The organism is Microbacterium sp. NPDC089320 (genome assembly GCF_040684875.1).
GTDB lineage: Bacteria > Actinomycetota > Actinomycetes > Actinomycetales > Microbacteriaceae > Microbacterium.
Genome location: NZ_JBFBGY010000003.1, coordinates 411,167 through 427,563 on the forward strand (window position 1 = coordinate 411,167; position 16,397 = coordinate 427,563).

Below are 16,397 nucleotides of genomic sequence, written 5' to 3' on the forward strand. Positions count from 1 at the left end.
AGCCTTACTGGTTGAGCAGATCGGTCATCTCAGCAGCGGCATCCTTCGTCGCCGTGGCGACGTCCTTCTGCCCGCTGAGGATGGACTGGATCATCGAGTTGGTCGTCTTCTTCGCCTGAACGGCGCCGAAGTTCGGGGTGACCGGCACGGATGCGCCGCCCTCGACCATCTGCTGCGCGAACGGAGCGACGAGCGGGTCGGTCGAGGCGAGCGCCTCTTCCATCGCCGACTGGACGCCCGGGAAGTACCCGGTCTCGTCCGCCCACTTCTCGGCGAACTCGCCCGTGGTCATGAGCTTGACGAACTCCCATGCGAGGTCGGCGTTCTCGGTCGTGTTGAAGACCGACAGGTGCGAGCCGCCGAGCACGGACGGGGCGATGCCACCGTCTTCGCCCGGGATGACGGCTGCGCCGATCTTGCCCTCGAGGTCGGGGTTGGCCTCGATCAGAGCCTTCGGCGTCCACGAGCCCGAGAGCATCATGGCGACGTTGCCCTGGGTGAACGAGTCACGGAGGTCCGTCTCCTTCCAGGTGGTGGCGCCGGCGGACGAGAATCCGTGCTCGGTCGCGAGTCCGGTGTAGAACTCGATGCCGGCCTGCGACTCCGTGCTGTCGAGCTCGCTGGTCCACGTCTTGCCGTCCAGCGTCGCGACCTCGCCACCGGCGCCCCAGACCCACGGGTAGACCTGGAACTCGGCGTCGCCCGCGACGGGGAAGGGCAGCATGTCGGGCTTGGCGGCCTTGATGGCCTCGCCCGCGGTGACGATGTCGTCCCACGTCTTCGGGGCCTCGAGGCCGAGCTCCTCGAACACGTCGGTGCGGTAGACGATCGAGCGGACACCGGCGTACCACGGCATGCCGTACAGCTCTTCGTCGTAGGTGCCGGCGACGGCGAGGCCCTCGACGAGGTCATCGCGCAGGCCGTCCTCGGCGTCGACGTACTCGTCGAGCGGCTCGAGCGCACCGGCGTCCGCGAACTCCGCGGTCCAGGTGGTTCCCGTCTCGGCGATGTCGGGCGTGGTGCCACCGGCGATCGACGTGACGAAGCGGTCGTGGGCATCGGCCCACTGGATCTCCTCGATCTTGACCGTCGCTCCGGTCTCCTCTTCGAAAGCGCTCGAGACCTCGTCGTAGAACGCGCTCGCGTCCGGGTTCGTGCCCTTCATGATCCAGACGGTGAGCTCTTTGCCCTCTCCGTCGACGGCTCCGCCGGTGTCACCTCCGCCACCGGCACAGGCCGCCAGGCCCAGGGTGGCCACGGCGCCCAGCGCCACGGCCGGAAGAATGCGCTTGTGCATCAGGGATCTCCTCTTTGAACGTCCTGGAGGCATCGGGTGCCTACCACGTAGGAAAAAGTATTCATCACTAACTAATTCCCTGCAAGTTATTCTCGGAAACGTCACGCGGCCGTAACATCGGCCTTCCCAAGAAGGCTCTGGACGCACGACAGGACTCGAAGGCCCGCACCCCCGACCGCGACCGCGGCATACGGGATCGGGGCGCGAAGGCGACGCGTCACGGCATCGCATGCGAGCGGTGACCCCGTCAATCCTCGCACCGTCCGGACCGAACACGCGTCCGCCGACGCGACGGAGTGAACGCGTACGCTCGAAGGATGGGCAGGAATCGAGCGAAGGACACCGAGCACCCGCAGGTCCGTCTCGACCACGGAGGCGTCGCTCGCATCGTGCCGTCGGAGTTCACGAGCGGATTCGAGCTCATCGTCGACGACACCCCGCAGTCGCACGTCGACCTCGACGACCCCACGCACCTGCACTTCGAGTACATCGTGCGCATGGGCGCGGTGATCGACCAGCTCGCACCCGGCCCTCTCACCGCGGTGCACCTCGGAGCCGGCGCCCTGACGATTCCGCGCTACATCGAGGCGACCCGGCCCGGCTCACGGCAGCAGGTGATCGAGCTCGAGGCGCCGCTGGCCACGCTCGTGCGCGAGCACCTTCCGCTGCCGAGAGGCGCGTCGATCCGCCTTCGGATCGGAGACGCCCGCGAGGGCGTCCGCCGCCTTCCTGCGGCCATCGTCGGCAGCTGCGATCTGGTGGTGTCCGACGTGTACTCCGGGGCTCAGACGCCCGCCCATCTCACCAGCATCGAGTTCTACCGCGAGCTCGCCGAGCTGCTCACCCCCGGGGGCCTGCTGCTCGTGAACGTCGCAGACGGCCCCGGCCTCGCGTTCGCCCGCCGTCAGGTCGCGACCATCGCCGAGGTCCTGCCGGAGATCGGCGTCCTCGCCGACACCCAGGTGCTCAAGGGGCGCAGATTCGGCAATCTCGTGATCGCCGCATCGGCCGCTCCCCTGCCGACCGAATGGCTGCCCCGGATGCTGGCCGCGGGGCCGCATCCGGCGAAGATCGCGCAGGGCGCCGAGGTGACCGCCTTCGTGCAGGGGGCACGCGTGGTCACGGATGCGGATGCTGTGGCCTCCCCTCGTCCCGACGCCTCGCTGTTCCTGCGCTGACCACCTCGACGGAGATCGGATGCGCGGACCTGGGGCGTGCCGCCCCGACGACAGCGCCGACGCGAGGCACACTTGACGGGGGACGCTGCGGAAGGAGAGCAATGAGTTTCATCCAGGGATACGACCCGGAGAGCCTTCGCGAACTGGTCGACCTCGGTGAATGCGCCGCACGGCTGGAGGAGATCGAGAGCCAGCGGAGCCTTCCGGCGCTGCTGGAGCGGGTCTGGCTGCTGAAGGTCCTCGACCGTCTGGACGAAGCGCTCCCCCTGGCCGACGAGGCCGTGCGCCAGTCGCGCATGGCGGGCACACGCAAGGACGTCCTTCGCTCGAGGGTGCTGCACGCGACGATCCTGCAGCACCGCGGAGCCCACGCCGCCGCCGAGCAGGAGCTCGCGACCTGCGCCGCTGAGGCCGAGGGCCAGCGCTGGCTGTCGATCGCCGCTTTCGCGCATCACCACCACGGCAGGAACGCGTACGAAGCCGGGGACTACGAGACGGCCCGCGAGAGCTTCAAGCAGTCGCTCTTCCTGCGTCGTGAGGCCGGAGCCGAGGACCGAGAGCTCGAGACGGTGCTGCTCGCCATCGAGGCAGCAGAGCGGCGCCGCACGACGCAGCTCGTCGCCGGCTGACGACCACCCACCTCCCGGTGCCCCGCTGCGGGGCGATGTCGGCGGTATGGCTTAGCCTGATCGCATGGCGGAACTTGACCGGGTGCGCGTCTGGGGCGAAGCACTGATCGCGCTGCACCTCGACGACAGCTGGTCGTTCGGCTTCGATCACGCGAAGCGGCGGGCGGGGCAGTGCGACTACACGAAGAAGCGCATCACCGTGTCTCGCTATCTGGCTGCGCGGTTCGAGGACGACGAGATCCATCAGGTGCTCCTGCACGAGGTGGCTCATGCCCTCGCGGGCCACGAAGCAGCCCATGGCGCGACCTGGAAGCGCGTGGCGCGAGACCTCGGCTACGTCGGCGGGACCACCCACCATGGCGAGACGGCGGTCGAGCTCGCACCGTGGGTGGGCCAGTGCCCCGCGGGCCACATCACCTACCGGCACCGGCGTCCGTCACGCGCGACGTCGTGCGCACGGTGCTCGCGCTCGTACGACGCGCGCTACCTCTTCGACTGGACGCGACGCGAGATCACGGCCGACACGAGGCTCGCCGCTCAGATGTCGCGCTGACCCGCTCACGGCACGATCGACCCCACCACTGGGGCCGGCTCCGACGACGGTCAGCGCGGGTGAGCACCCGTTTCCGGGTCGGCCTCGGGCTCTGTCGGCGGTCGATCCGTGGCGATGGCACCGTCGTCGGGCGTTTCGTCGTGCGCATCCTGGTCGACGGGAGCATCGTCATCCCGCTGATCATGAGCCCGCTCGGGCGTCACGCCGACGGCGCTCGCGCGTCCCGCGCGCCGACGCAGGAGTGCTGCCACGGCTCGCCATCCGACGAGGAACACACCGAGCACGAGGGTCGTGACGATGATGAACGCGATCTGGGCGGTATCGCCCGCCACGACGCGCAGAATCAGCCCGCCGACGACCGTGACGAGCCAGACGACGGCGCCCCAGGCCAGCGACCACGGACGTCGGGGTCTCGCCGGCAGAAGCGCTGCCACGACGTGACCCACCAGCAGGGCGACGAGGAACGGCCAGGCCGTGAGCAGGAACCCGGCGACGCTCTCGCCGTGCGACGCGCGGCCGACCATGGCGAAGACCAGCACCAGGACGGCGTCGACGATGAAAGCGGGGACGTACCTCATGCCACGACCCTACGTCGCGGATCTCGATTCCCGTGATGGGCGCACGGCTTGTTGCCGAGCACGTCGAGGGCCGACATCGACAGTGCGCTCAGGCACGCCGCAGGGTCGCCTCGTCGCCGCGGGCGGCGACGACCGCTCAGGCGAAGGCGACGAAGAGCCCGTCGCGCAGCACCGGAACGCTGTCCAGGGCGTCGAGCTCGGCGGCGTGCGACACAGTCGTCGGCACGACCCCGGATGCCTGCATCCGCTCGGTCGCGGCGACCCGGTCAGCGAGCTCGCGTGCCGAACCGCTCGCGCTGATCATGTGACGCAGCGCCCTCTTCAGCGCGCGGAATCCCTCGGCGGCCACGGCAGCATCCGGCGCTGTGTGGTCGATGCCGAGATCGGTCAGCGCCGCGACGACGGCGCCGGCTCCCAGATGGTCTTCGACCGCGAAGCGCGCAGTGCCCGCATCGTCGGCTTCTCCCGCGGCGATCACGCTCACCGATGTGCGCGACTGGCGTCGTTCCTGCACCGTCGCGATCGCGCGCGCCACTGCCGCCGCGTTGCGGAGACTTCCGAGCAGCACGACGGCATCGTGCCCCGCGGCGTCGGCGACAGCAGCGCCGTTGCGAGACCACTCGCGTGCGTCGTCGAGCGAGACCTCGGATCCGGATGCGACGGCGTCGGCCACGGTCGACGAGAAGCGGAGCACATCGACCACCACGACGACGTCCGCCGGTGCGAGGCGCGCGAGCCCGTCGACGCCCCACTCGAGGCGCACCTGATACGTGGACTGGTCGAACGGAGAAGGCATCCGTCCAGCCTAGGACGCCTGCCCACGCGGCGAAGCCCCGATGACCCATTCGGTCATCGGGGCGCCTGACCTGCCGCGGCGTCAGTCGGCGGCGAGTGCGTCGACCGGAGCCACCCGGGTGGCGAGCCGGGTGGGCGTCGCTGCCGCCACCAGGGTCAGCGCTGCGGTCGCCGCGACGATGATGAGCACGGGCAGCCAGGGCACGTGCGGCGCGACGAGGCCGGCCGGCTCGAAGTCGGGCAGGGTCGGGACAGAGCCGAGCAGCGACTGCGCCGCGATCCACCCATACGTCATTCCCAGGATCAGCCCGGTCAGCGTGGCGGCCACGGTGATGTGCGCTGCCTCGAGCAGCACCATCCGGCGCACCTGTCGGTTGGAGAGCCCGATCGACCGGAGGAGCCCGAGCTCGCGACGACGCTGCACGACGCCGATGGTCAGAAGGTTGACCAGGCCGACCGCGGCGATCACCGCCGACACGGCGACCAGCACCATCATCACCGACGCGAAGGCGTCGAACGGCGTGAAGAACTCCGCGGGCGTCTCGCCGTCGACCTGGGTGATCAGCATCTGCTTGACCGATTCGAGCGCGACGGCGAACATCGTGACGAGCGTGACCCCCATCACGACGCCGATCGCCATGCGCGACGAGCGCTCGGGATAGCGCAGCGCGTTCTCGGCCGCGAGGCGCGCGGTGGCACCCGATCCGAACATGCGCCCCACGAGCCGCAGCACCGGAGGCATGAACAGCACCGAGCCGAGCGCGAGACCGGTGAACGAGAGCAGCCCGCCGACGAAGGCGACGACCACCCCGAGCGGATGCACGAGTCCGACGACGACCCCGGCCGCCAGCAGGACGGTGCCGGCACCCACCAGCACCCATGCACCGATGTGGCGCCCCGGGCGGGACAGCTCCTCGTGGTTGCGTTCGACCGAACCCGCGATCGCCTGCAGCGGCGTCACGGTGAGGACGCGCCTGGACCCGACCCATGCCGCAGCCCACGTCGTGAGGGCGACGCCGATGGCGGGCACGGCGACGAACGGCTGGGCGAGGGAGAACCCCTGCGGCACGTTCTCGATGAGTGCGGAGCCGACCTGCACACCGACGGCGGAGATCGCGAGGCCGGCGAGAAGCCCGAGCGTCGCGCCGATCATCCCGACCACGAATCCCTGCCTGCCCACCTCGGCCCGCTGCGCCCTCGCCGTCGCGCCGATGAGCCGCATCAGGGCGATCTGGCGCGTACGCCCCGCGATGATCGTCGAGAACGTGTTGGCGGTGACGATCGCGGCGACGTACATCGCGACGCCCGTGAGCAGCACCGAGAGCAGCCCGACGACGAAAGCGAGGGTCTCGCTGTCGCCGATGAAGGGATCGGCCTGCAGCACCGCTCCGAGGTAGGCCGTGGTCTCGACGAGCACGACTCCGAAGGCCGCCGAGAGGGCTGCGACCAGGATGCTGGCGCCCATGCCCCGGTCGCGCAACCACGCGAGGCGCGGACCGGTCGCGGACGTCTGCGCGACGACGGCGAGAGTCGGCGACTCCATGACGGCGCTCATGCCGCGACCTCGGCGGCGAGCATGTAGGCCGAGATCTCCTCGGCGCTCTGGCGCGGGTGGTCGGCGACGATCCGGCCGTCTCCGAGAAACAGCACACGGTCGGCGTGGCTCGCCGCGATCGCGTCGTGCGTGACCATCGCGATGGACTGCCCGTGCTCGCGGCTCGCGGTGGCCAGCAGCTGCAGCACCTCGCGCCCGGTGCGGGAATCGAGGTTGCCGGTCGGCTCGTCGGCGAACACGAGGTCGGGCGACGTGGCGAGTGCACGGGCGATGGCGACGCGCTGCTGCTGACCGCCCGACAGCTGATGCGGTCGGTGCTGCAGTCGGGATCCGAGCCCGAGCGTCTGGATCAGTCCGTCGATGCGTGCCTTCTCGATGGCGCTGGGTCGCCGCCCGTCGAGCTCGAACGGCAGCATGATGTTGCCGAGCGCGGTGAGCGTCGGCACGAGGTTGAACGCCTGGAAGATGAATCCGACCCGGCGACGGCGAAGGATCGTGAGGTCGAGGTCCCCGAGCCCGGTGATCTCGGTGTCGCCGATCCAGCTCCGCCCCTGCGTCGGGGTGTCGAGGCCGGCCATGATGTGCATGAGCGTGGACTTGCCCGAACCTGACGGCCCCATGATAGCGGTGAACTGTCCGCGCCGGATGCCGACGCTGACGTCGTCCAGCGCGCGGACGGTGCCCTCTCCGGCGCCGTAGGTCTTCGTGAGGTGCTGGACGCGGGCTGCGAGCCCGAGGTCGGTGGTCGTGATCTCCATGCCTTCGACGCTACGGAGGGCGACAGCCCGTCCGCGTCGGCCTGATGGCGCATCCGCCTACATCGCAAGGATGATCCCGCGATCAGGCGTCGGGTCAGGCGAGCCCGTGCTCGAACGCGAAGACCACCAGCTGCACACGATCGCGCAGTGTGAGCTTCGTCAGGATGCGGCTGATGTGGGTCTTCACGGTCGCCTCGCTGAGGTATTCGCGAGCGGCGATCTCGGAGTTCGAGAGTCCGCGCGCGGCGAGCGCGAAGATCTCGCGCTCACGCTCCGTCAGCGTCGAGAACTGCACGGGCACCGGCTTCGGCTCCTCGGCGAAGTGCTCGAACAGCTCGCGGGTCGCGGAGGCGGCGATGACGCTCGAGCCGGCGTGCACGGTGCGGATCGCGGCGAGGAGGAACTCGGGATCGGCGTCCTTGAGGAGGAATCCGCTCGCCCCCTGGCGGATCGCTCGAGCGGCCGCCTCGTCGAGATCGAAGGTCGTGAGCATGACGATGCGCGGCGGATCGGGTTGAGCGAGGATCTCGGCTGTCGCGGCGAGCCCGTCCATGACCGGCATCCTGATGTCCATGAGCACCACGTCGGGTCGGGTCGCGTGCACGAGCCCGATGGCCTCTCTGCCGTCGCCTGCTTCTCCGACGACGTCGAGGTCTGGCTGCGAGGCGAGCAGCATGCGGACTCCGGCGCGGAACAGCGCCTGATCATCGACGAGGACGACCCTGATCATGCGACTTCTCCGATCGGGAGCGAGGCTCTCACGACGAACTGCGGGCCCTGACGCTCCGCATGCAGGCTGCCGCCGACGAGCTGTGCCCGTTCGCGCATGCCGATCACCCCGTGACCGCCGCCGATCTGCGGCTGCTCCCGACCCACGCCGTTGCGCACCTGGATCTCGACACGGTCGGCGAGCCACGCGAGATGCACGTCGACCGCACCGTCGCCGTGACGGATGGCGTTCGTGAGCGCCTCCTGCAGGATCCGGTACACCGCGAGCTGGATGGCCCCCGGCGGCTCGCCCGGCGGCATCGGATCGACGGTGATGCGGGGCTCGACGCCCGCCTGGCGCACCTGCGCGAACAGCGCCTCGAGATCGGCGAGCGTCGGCTGAGGGCCATCGCCCTGTCGGTGGCGCAGCTGGGTGAGCAGCAGACGCACGTCGCTCAGTGCGCCGCGAGCCGTCTGGGCGATGGTCCCGAGAGCCTCGGTGGCCATCTCGGGCTTCGCGGCGGCCGCGTACCGGGCGCCATCGGCCTGAGCGATCACCACAGCGAGTGAATGCGCGACGATGTCGTGCATGTCGCGGGCGATCCGCACCCGCTCCTGCTCCTCCGCAGCGAGGGACTCCGCCTTCAGCTGAGCCGAACGAGTGCTCCGAGCGCGCAGCACCACCCTCCACAGCAGACCGCAGACCCACGCGAATCCGAGGGCGAGCACCGAGACCACCAGGAGCAGCGTGCCTGTCGTGAGCTGGTCCCACCCGCTGGCGCCCGAGGTGACGCCGGTGACGACCACCAGATAGACCGCCGCGACCACGGCACCGAGCAGCGCCGAGCCGAAGCCCCACCACAGCACCGCGCGGGATCCCCAGGCGGCAGTCGCGTAGAGCACGAGCAGGATCGCGACGTCGATCGGCAGCGGCCCGAATCCGGACAGCATCTGCACGATCGCCCCCGCCCAGGCCGCGGCGAGCGCGAAGCCGGGAGCGAGCCTGCCGATCGCGACTCCGCCGAACATCAGGACGCCCGCGGTCACGATCGCCGCGACCGACGCACCGTTGATCCCCTCGCCGACCGCCCCTGGCCCGTAGAACACGACGGAGAACGGTGTGAGGATGACGAAGAGCAGCGCCGCCCCGACGATGTCGAGCACGAGCGCCGTACGGGAGAGCGGGCGGATCACTCCCCCACGCTACGCGGCACGGCATCCGCCCCGCATCCGCCTGCAGATGTATCCGTCGTGCGGTCAGGCTCTGGCGATGATCTCGCCGTGCGGCACGAGGTACCAGCCGTCACCGTCGTCAGCCCAGCGCATCCACGCGTCGCTGATCTGCTGCAGGTCACCCCGTGTGGCCATCTCGCTGTCGACCAGCTGTCGGGCGAGAGCGGACTCGAGGATGCGGTCGGCCCACATGCCGCCCCACCACGCGCGATCCTCGGGGGTCGCGTAGGTCCAGGTCGATGTCGTCGCCGTCACGTCCTCGAACCCGGCTGCCCTCGCCCAGGCGAGCAGACGCCGCCCGGCGTCAGGCTCTCCGCCGTTGGCCCGCGCGGCTCGCCGGTAGAGGTCGAGCCATCTGTCGAGCTCGGGAAGCATCGGGAACCAGAGGAAGCCCGCGTAGTCGGCATCGCGCACGCCCACCACGCCACCCGGCACCGTCACCCTGCGCATCTCGCGGAGCGCCTGCACGGGGTCGCCGACATGCTGCAGCACCTGATGCGCGTGCACGATGTCGAAGCTGTCGTCCGCGAAGCTCAGCGCGTGCACGTCTTCGACCGCGAAGTCGAGGTTGTGCAATCCCCTGCTCGATGCCAGACCCCGCGACAGCGAGAGGGCGTCCTCGTCGATCTCGGTCGCGGTCACATGTGCGACGATGCCGGCGAAGTCGACCGTGATGCTGCCGGGCCCTGCTCCGACGTCGAGAAGCCTGGTGGTCTCGGTCAAGTGCGGGCGGAGGTACTCCGCGGAGTTGGAGATGTCGCGGCTGCTGTGCGAGCGGAGAACGGTCTCGTGATGCCCGTGCGTGTAGGTGGCCATGATCCAGTGTGGCAGTGCTCTGCCGCGCGCCGAGAATCCGCCGTCAGTGCAGCTCCGTCACGGCCCGCCTGATCGACTCGCGGTCCGGCTTTCCCGATGTCAGCACGGCGAGCTCGTCGACCATGATCAGCCGAGACGGCCTCGCGTGCCTTCCCAGCTCCTCCGCCACGAGATCCCTCGCGTGTGCGAGCTGCTCCGCCTCGCTGCGCCGCAGCGCCTCGCCTCTCGGCGCGACGATGACCGAGGCCTCGCCCCATCGCTCGTCCGGCACGCCGACGACCACGGCATCGGTGAGCCCCGGAACGCTGCGCACCACCCGCTCGACGCGATCGAGCGAGATGTTGATGCCGCCGGAGACGATCACGTTGTCGGCTCGACCGTGCACCCGCACGACACCGTCGTCGAAGAGCCCGAGATCACCGGTGTGATACCAGCGGATGCCGTGTTCGTCGCGCGAGAAGTTCTTCGCCGTGAGCTCCCCGTCGCCGAGATATCCGTCGGCGAGCATGGGCCCGGCGATGCGCAGTTCTCCGTCGACCGCGCGCACGGCGACGGTGTCGAGGGGGACGCCGTCGTAGACGCATCCGCCGCTCGTCTCGGTGGACCCGTAGGTGCGGACCAGCCGGATGCCGAGATCGGCAGCGCGGTCGCGCAGCGGTTCGGGCAGCGCCTGGCCTCCCACGAGAATGGCTCGATACGCCTGGAGCGCAGCGCGCACAGGTCGGTCCTCCGCGGCATCGAGCAGCGTCGACAGCTGCGCGGGCACGAGCGAGGTGTAGAGCTCAGGGATGTCCGCGGAGCCGCCGGGCGCCGGACGCAGCATCGACAGCGTCGCGTCGGCGAAGGACTCGGGCGAAAACCGACCGCCCAGCGCGACGGGGTGCGTGCCCGCGATCAGCGATCTGACGACCACCTGGAGTCCGGCGACGTATCCGGCCGGCAGCGCGAGCAGCCAGCGCCCTCCGCCCACCCGCGTCGCCGTGGCTTCTGCGCTCGCCCTCAGTGCCTCGCCGCTCAATGCGACGCGCTTGGGCACGCCGCTCGAGCCCGAGGTGGCGATCACGACGGCCGTGCCGTCGGGTACCCATTTCGGCGCCTCGCCGAGCATCCCGAAACCGAGCGCCGGTCCGCCGTCGAGCGCTCGCGCCAGGGCCTCGCGCAGTGCGGCCGGATCCTCGGCGTCCGTCGGCGTCAGCGCGACCATGTCCGTCTCGATCCGCTCAGTAGTGCCAGGGGAACGAGGTCCAGTCGGCGTCCCGCTTCTCGAGGAACGAGTCGCGGCCCTCGACCGCTTCGTCGGTGCCGTAGGCGAGGCGCGTGGCCTCGCCCGCGAACACCTGCTGCCCGACGAGTCCGTCGTCCACCGCGTTGAAGGCGAACTTCAGCATGCGGATCGCGGTGGGCGATTTGGTGAGCACGGTGCGCGCCATCTTCAGCGCCTCGCGCTCGAGGTCTGCGTGGGGCACGACCCTGTTGACCGCGCCGGCCTCGTAGGCCCGCTGCGCGGAATACTCCTCGGCGAGGAAGAACACCTCGCGGGCGAACTTCTGGCCGGTCTGCCTCGCCATGTACGCCGACCCGTATCCCGCGTCGAAGCTGCCGACGTCGGCATCGGTCTGCTTGAACCGCGCCTCCTCCGCCGAGGCGATCGTGAGGTCGCACACCACGTGCAGCGAGTGCCCGCCGCCGGCCGCCCACCCGGGCACGACCGCGATGACGACCTTCGGCATGAAGCGGATGAGGCGCTGGACCTCGAGGATGTGCAGGCGGCCGGCACGCGCGGGGTCGTGCACGGTCGTCTCGTCATCGGAGTACTTGTAGCCGTCGCGGCCGCGGATGCGCTGGTCGCCGCCCGAGCAGAACGCCCACCCGCCGTCTTTCGGGCTCGGCCCGTTGCCGGTGAGGAGCACGGCGCCGATGCGGGGGTTCTGCCGTGCGTCGTCGAGTGCGCGGTAGAGCTCGTCGACCGTGTGCGGGCGGAAGGCGTTGCGCACCTCCGGGCGGTTGAACGCGATGCGGGCGACCCCGCCGTCGGTGCTCACGTGGGCCGTGATGTCGGTGTAGTCCTCGGCGCCGGGCGCGAGCACCCATTCGTCCGGGTCGAACAGGTCAGAGACGAATGCGCTGGTCACGGCATCCAGCCTATTCCCGCGTACGGTGCAGACGCAGCGCTCAGCTGCGGCGAGCGCGCGCCGTCTTGACCCAGCCGTCGACGATGTCCCAGATCGGGAAGGCCACGAGGCAGAAGCCCGCGACGACCCCGACGATCCGCAGGGTCTCCCCCGTCACACCGTTGTCGGTGAACACCGAGCTCACGAACTCCGGATTGATCAGCTCGCCCCGGATGAGCAGCGTGAGCGACCAGGCGGCGAAGAGCACGGCCAGCACCGTGTTGACCACGGCCGCTGCGAGCGTCCACCGTCGCTTCGCGTAGACGACCACCGCCAGCACCCCTTCGGCGACGAGCAGAGCGAGAAGGACGGTGATGCCCCACGGCCAGAGTCCCGGATGCAGGACGGAGATCGGTTCGCCACCGGTCGGGAAGAAGCCGAGCAGGGCATCCCAGAAGACCGCTCCCGCCGCGAGCACGACGAAGACGATCGAGGCGATGGCGTCGGCGAGCCCCGTGCCGTTCGGCGTCGGCTCCGGCAGCTGGTCGACCGTCCACCTCACCCCGGTGTCGGTGCCCGTCCGCTCCAGCATCACGAAGACCAGGGTCACCCAGAACCCCACGTGCACGATGGAGGTGAGGGCCGCGACCGCCGCCGCGCCGATGAGGTCGCCGGTCGGGCCGCCCTCGACGAGCTTGCCGATCATGACGCCGACGAAGGCGCAGGTCGGCACGATCCACAGCAGCAGCTTGAGCAGCCGCCACCAGACGAGGTAGTACTTCGGCCCGATCAGATGCAGCGGGCGGTCCGCGTAGCCCGCGGCGAGGATGCCGGGGTCGCCGAGCTCGGTCAGGACGGCGCGCTCGGCCTGCTCGGGGCTCTCCCCCTGCTCGAGTCGCGCTTCGACCGCATCGGCGATCGACGCCCCGAGCTCGGCCCGGACGTCGTCCTGCACCTCCGGCGTCAGGCTGCGGATCGTGGCGCTGATGTAGCGCTCGGTGAGTGTGGCTGTCGTGGTCATGTCAATTCTCCTCAGCGGTGAGGGTGGCGATCGCCGTCGTGAGCGATCGCCATTCTTCTGTCAGGGTGTCGGCGAGCCGGATGCCGGCGTCCGAGGTGCGGTAGAACTTGCGCGGCCGCGCCTCGTCGGTGTTCCACTCGCTCGTGAGGTACTCCTGCTTCTCGAGACGCCGAAGCAGCGGGTAGAGCGTGTTCGCATCGGTGGCGAAGCCGCGACGCTCGAGGTCTTCGAGCAGCCCGTAGCCGTAGCCCGCCGTGCGCAGCAGCTGCAGGCACGCCAGCACGACGGTGCCGCGGCGCAGTTCCTGCAGATGCGTGTCGAGGGTCTCGTTCATGTGAATCACAGTACTGTGCGTCACACACCATTGTCAATCACACATCGCTGTGAGCCGCAAGCAGAATACGGTGGTCGCATGGCGATCGAGATCCTCCGCATCGACGCGTTCGACGCTCGCGCAGTGGACGCGTGGTGGGATGCCTACGCCGCCGCCGAACGCGCGGATCGCGGTGCCGATGCCGTCGTATGGTCGCTCGAGGAATCTCGCACCGAGCTGCAGCAGGAGTCAGCCGTCGTCGATCGGCGCGCCTACCTGCTGCGGTACGGAGACCGGATCGTCGGCTCTGCGAGCCTCGCGCTCCCCGTGAAGGACAACACCCACGTCGCACACCTGGCGATCAGCGTGCCGCCGCAGCACCGACGACGCGGCATCGGCTCCGAGGCCCTCGCGTTCCTCGAAGGCGAAGCCGCGGCATCCGGTCGGTCGACCGCGCAGGCTTCGACGTCGTGGCCCTACGCCCTCGGTCCGGAGGGCGCAGGATCACCCGGGCGCGAGTTCGCACGCGCTCATCGGTACTCGCTGGCTCTCGGCGACGTGCAGAGCAGGCTCGACCTTCCGGTCGACCCCGAGCTGCTGCAGCGCATCGAGTCCGACGTCGCGGCGGCCGCCTCGCCCTACGAGATGCGCAGCTGGGTCGGCCGCATCCCCGATGACGTGATCGAGGGATGGACGATCCTCGATGCCACGCTCGAGACCGAAGCCCCCACCGGCGATCTCGACATCGAACCGCAGAGGCCCGATGTCGACAGCATCCGTGAGAACGAGGAGCTGCTCGACCGGCAGGGGCGCGTGTCGTTCGGCACGATCGCACTCGCGCCCGATGGCGGGGCCGCGGCGTATTCGCAGCTCGTCGTGTCGACCGACGACGGCAACGCGTATCAGTGGGGCACGCTCGTGCGCACCGCCGACCGGGGCCGCCGGCTCGGCATCGCGGTCAAGGTCGCCAATCTGCGGATGCTGCACCGCGAGGCCCCGCAGACCCGCGCGGTCTACACGTACAACGCCGAGTCGAACGCGCACATGCTCGCCGTCAACACGGCGCTCGGCTTCCGCCCGAGCGAGCGTCTGGGCGAGCTGCAGAAGCGCCTGCGCTGAGGCGTCTCGTCGGCACGGCGGATCCCTCGGAGGGCGCCGACACAGCAGAATGAGCACATGCTCCCACCGCTCGCAGATCTGCTCGGCTCGGCCAGGGTCGTCTCGCTTCCGATGCACACCCGCTTCCGCGGGGTCGATACCCGAGAGGCCCTGCTGTTCGAGGGACCGGAGGGGTGGGCGGAGTTCTCTCCGTTCGTCGAGTACGCCGACGCCGAGGCGGCCACATGGCTCGCGGCGGCGATCGACTTCGCGTGGAAGACGCAGCCCGATCCCCTCCGCGAGCGCATCGGCGTCAACGCCACGATCCCGGCCGTCGAGGCGGCGCAGGTCGCCGAGGTGCTGACCCGCTTCGCCGGCTGCCGCACGGCCAAGGTGAAAGTCGCAGAACCCGGACAGACGCTCGCAGACGACATCGCACGCGTGCGCGCCGTGCGGGAGGCCATGGGCCCGGAGGGTCGCATCCGCGTGGACGCCAACGGCCTGTGGAACGTCGACGAGGCGGAGCACGCCGTGCACGCGCTCGGCGAGTTCGACCTCGAGTACGTCGAACAGCCATGTGCCACCGTGCCCGAGCTCGCCGAGCTGCGCACCCGGGTGAAGTACATGGGCATTCCCGTGGCCGCCGACGAGAGCATCCGCAAGTCGTCCGACCCGCTCGCGGTCGCTCGCGAGAAGGCCGCCGACCTGCTCGTGATCAAGGCGCAGCCGCTCGGCGGCATCACCCACGCGCTGCAGATCACCGCCGCAGCCGGCCTGCCCGTCGTGGTCTCCAGCGCACTCGACACTGCCATCGGACTCTCGCAGGGTGCCGCGCTCGCCGCCGCACTTCCGGCGCTCGACTACGACTGCGGGCTCGGCACCGCATCCCTCTTCCTCGATGACGTCGCCGATCTGCGCCCGATCGACGGCTCGATCCCGGCCGCTCGCGTCACCCCGGAGCCCGACGCGTTGACACGGCTCGCCGCGTCGAGCGACCGACGCGACTGGTGGCTCGACCGTCTCGCCCGGTGCTACGCCGTGCTCGACGCGCGCTGACAGCCGCGCATCGGCGAGATCACTCGGCGAGCAGCAGCTGCACGAGTCGTCCGAGCTCCTCGCCGCCCGAGTGCCGCAGCTGATCGGAGTCCTGACCGGCCATCGCGCCGCGGACGGTCATCCCCTCCCAGATGATCATGAGCATGCGCGCGGCTTCTTCGGCGGGCACCTTCAGCTCGAGCGAGCTCACCGAGACGATGTCGGTGATGATCACCGCGATGCTCGACACCATCTCGCGCTCCTGCACGAGATAGGCGGCACCGAACGGGTGGTCGCGCAGTGCGCGGATCCGGATCTCGCTCATCAGCATGACGCCGAGGCGGTCGTCGCCGCCCGCGTCCATGATGCGCTGGACGAGCTCGACCGGATCGCACCCTTCGGAGAGGCCTCCCTCGGCGGCGATCTCGTCGACACGGTCACGCACCGCGTTGACGCGCTGCTCGGCGACGCTGCCCGCGAGCATCAGGAAGAGCTCGTCCTTCGACTCGAAGTTCGAATAGAAGGCGCCGCGGGTGAATCCGGCGCGGTCGCACACGGCCTCCACCGAGGCCCCGTCGAGTCCGACCTCGGCGAAGACCTGGGCTGCGGCGTCGAGAAGCCGGGCTCGCGTGTTCTCGCGGCTGCGGGTCGCGGGTGTCGTCATCGAATCCTCCTGCTCCTCATTCTCACATCCCGTACACAGACTCCGGGGCTCGGAC

18 protein-coding genes are annotated in these 16,397 nt (G+C 69.9%); 5 read left to right on the forward strand and 13 right to left on the reverse strand.

The annotated features are described in order from the left end of the window. Positions 1-4 precede the first annotated feature (4 nt). The gene (locus tag AB0N61_RS10520) at positions 5-1,297 is read right to left on the reverse strand and encodes a sugar ABC transporter substrate-binding protein (protein ID WP_167945884.1); all 1,293 of its coding nucleotides are present in this window, start codon (positions 1,295-1,297) and stop codon (positions 5-7) included. A 317-nt stretch (positions 1,298-1,614) separates the two neighbouring features. Between AB0N61_RS10520 and AB0N61_RS10525 the strand changes: the two genes are divergently transcribed. The 3 genes from AB0N61_RS10525 (at position 1,615) to AB0N61_RS10535 (ending at position 3,657) form a co-directional block, all read left to right on the forward strand. Then, a complete protein-coding gene (locus tag AB0N61_RS10525; RefSeq protein WP_363363806.1) occupies positions 1,615-2,475 on the forward strand; it encodes a fused MFS/spermidine synthase in 861 nt (286 codons plus the stop codon). A 101-nt stretch (positions 2,476-2,576) separates the two neighbouring features. Next, positions 2,577-3,104: a hypothetical protein gene (locus AB0N61_RS10530; RefSeq protein ID WP_056277172.1), complete on the forward strand. Its 528-nt coding sequence runs from the start codon at positions 2,577-2,579 to the stop codon at positions 3,102-3,104. Between the two features lie 64 nt (positions 3,105-3,168). After that, the gene (locus AB0N61_RS10535) at positions 3,169-3,657 is read left to right on the forward strand and encodes a SprT-like domain-containing protein (protein ID WP_363363809.1); all 489 of its coding nucleotides are present in this window, start codon (positions 3,169-3,171) and stop codon (positions 3,655-3,657) included. A gap of 50 nt (positions 3,658-3,707) precedes the next feature. Here AB0N61_RS10535 and AB0N61_RS10540 read toward each other — a convergent pair whose 3' ends face one another. From AB0N61_RS10540 to AB0N61_RS10590, 11 genes are all read right to left on the reverse strand, one after another. Then, positions 3,708-4,235, reverse strand: coding sequence for a DUF3054 domain-containing protein (locus tag AB0N61_RS10540; RefSeq protein ID WP_363363811.1), 528 nt, complete (start codon positions 4,233-4,235; stop codon positions 3,708-3,710). 136 nt (positions 4,236-4,371) lie between these two features. Next, positions 4,372-5,031: a 2-phosphosulfolactate phosphatase gene (locus AB0N61_RS10545; RefSeq protein WP_363363813.1), complete on the reverse strand. Its 660-nt coding sequence runs from the start codon at positions 5,029-5,031 to the stop codon at positions 4,372-4,374. Positions 5,032-5,112: 81 nt separating this feature from the next. Then, positions 5,113-6,585: an ABC transporter permease gene (locus tag AB0N61_RS10550; protein ID WP_363363816.1), complete on the reverse strand. Its 1,473-nt coding sequence runs from the start codon at positions 6,583-6,585 to the stop codon at positions 5,113-5,115. After that, the gene (locus AB0N61_RS10555; protein WP_363363818.1) at positions 6,582-7,343 is read right to left on the reverse strand and encodes an ABC transporter ATP-binding protein; all 762 of its coding nucleotides are present in this window, start codon (positions 7,341-7,343) and stop codon (positions 6,582-6,584) included. Before AB0N61_RS10555 ends, AB0N61_RS10550 begins: the two co-directional genes overlap by 4 nt. Before the next feature lie 94 nt (positions 7,344-7,437). Then, the gene (locus AB0N61_RS10560; protein WP_363363820.1) at positions 7,438-8,073 is read right to left on the reverse strand and encodes a response regulator transcription factor; all 636 of its coding nucleotides are present in this window, start codon (positions 8,071-8,073) and stop codon (positions 7,438-7,440) included. Next, entirely contained in the window at positions 8,070-9,245 is a 1,176-nt protein-coding gene (locus AB0N61_RS10565) for a histidine kinase (RefSeq protein ID WP_363363822.1), read from the reverse strand. The genes AB0N61_RS10560 and AB0N61_RS10565 overlap by 4 nt, the downstream gene beginning before the upstream one ends. A 63-nt stretch (positions 9,246-9,308) precedes the next feature. Then, a complete protein-coding gene (locus AB0N61_RS10570) occupies positions 9,309-10,100 on the reverse strand; it encodes a methyltransferase domain-containing protein (protein ID WP_363363825.1) in 792 nt (263 codons plus the stop codon). A 43-nt stretch (positions 10,101-10,143) separates the two neighbouring features. Beyond that, positions 10,144-11,304: an AMP-binding protein gene (locus AB0N61_RS10575; RefSeq protein ID WP_167945864.1), complete on the reverse strand. Its 1,161-nt coding sequence runs from the start codon at positions 11,302-11,304 to the stop codon at positions 10,144-10,146. A 16-nt stretch (positions 11,305-11,320) separates the two neighbouring features. After that, complete coding sequence (locus AB0N61_RS10580) at positions 11,321-12,232, reverse strand: 1,4-dihydroxy-2-naphthoyl-CoA synthase (RefSeq protein WP_053098880.1); 912 nt, start codon at positions 12,230-12,232, stop codon at positions 11,321-11,323. 40 nt (positions 12,233-12,272) lie between these two features. After that, a complete protein-coding gene (locus AB0N61_RS10585) occupies positions 12,273-13,232 on the reverse strand; it encodes a permease prefix domain 1-containing protein (RefSeq protein WP_363363828.1) in 960 nt (319 codons plus the stop codon). Between the two features lies 1 nt (position 13,233). After that, positions 13,234-13,566 (reverse strand): helix-turn-helix transcriptional regulator, encoded by a 333-nt coding sequence (locus AB0N61_RS10590; RefSeq protein WP_167945858.1) that lies wholly within the window; start codon positions 13,564-13,566, stop codon positions 13,234-13,236. 78 nt (positions 13,567-13,644) lie between these two features. Between AB0N61_RS10590 and AB0N61_RS10595 the strand changes: the two genes are divergently transcribed. Continuing rightward, positions 13,645-14,664, forward strand: coding sequence for a GNAT family N-acetyltransferase (locus AB0N61_RS10595; protein WP_363363830.1), 1,020 nt, complete (start codon positions 13,645-13,647; stop codon positions 14,662-14,664). A gap of 57 nt (positions 14,665-14,721) precedes the next feature. Next, positions 14,722-15,699 (forward strand): o-succinylbenzoate synthase, encoded by a 978-nt coding sequence (locus AB0N61_RS10600; RefSeq protein ID WP_363363833.1) that lies wholly within the window; start codon positions 14,722-14,724, stop codon positions 15,697-15,699. A 19-nt stretch (positions 15,700-15,718) separates the two neighbouring features. On the opposite strand, the gene AB0N61_RS10605 is transcribed toward AB0N61_RS10600, so the two are convergent. Beyond that, positions 15,719-16,342 (reverse strand): TetR/AcrR family transcriptional regulator, encoded by a 624-nt coding sequence (locus tag AB0N61_RS10605; RefSeq protein ID WP_167945852.1) that lies wholly within the window; start codon positions 16,340-16,342, stop codon positions 15,719-15,721. Positions 16,343-16,397 lie beyond the last annotated feature (55 nt).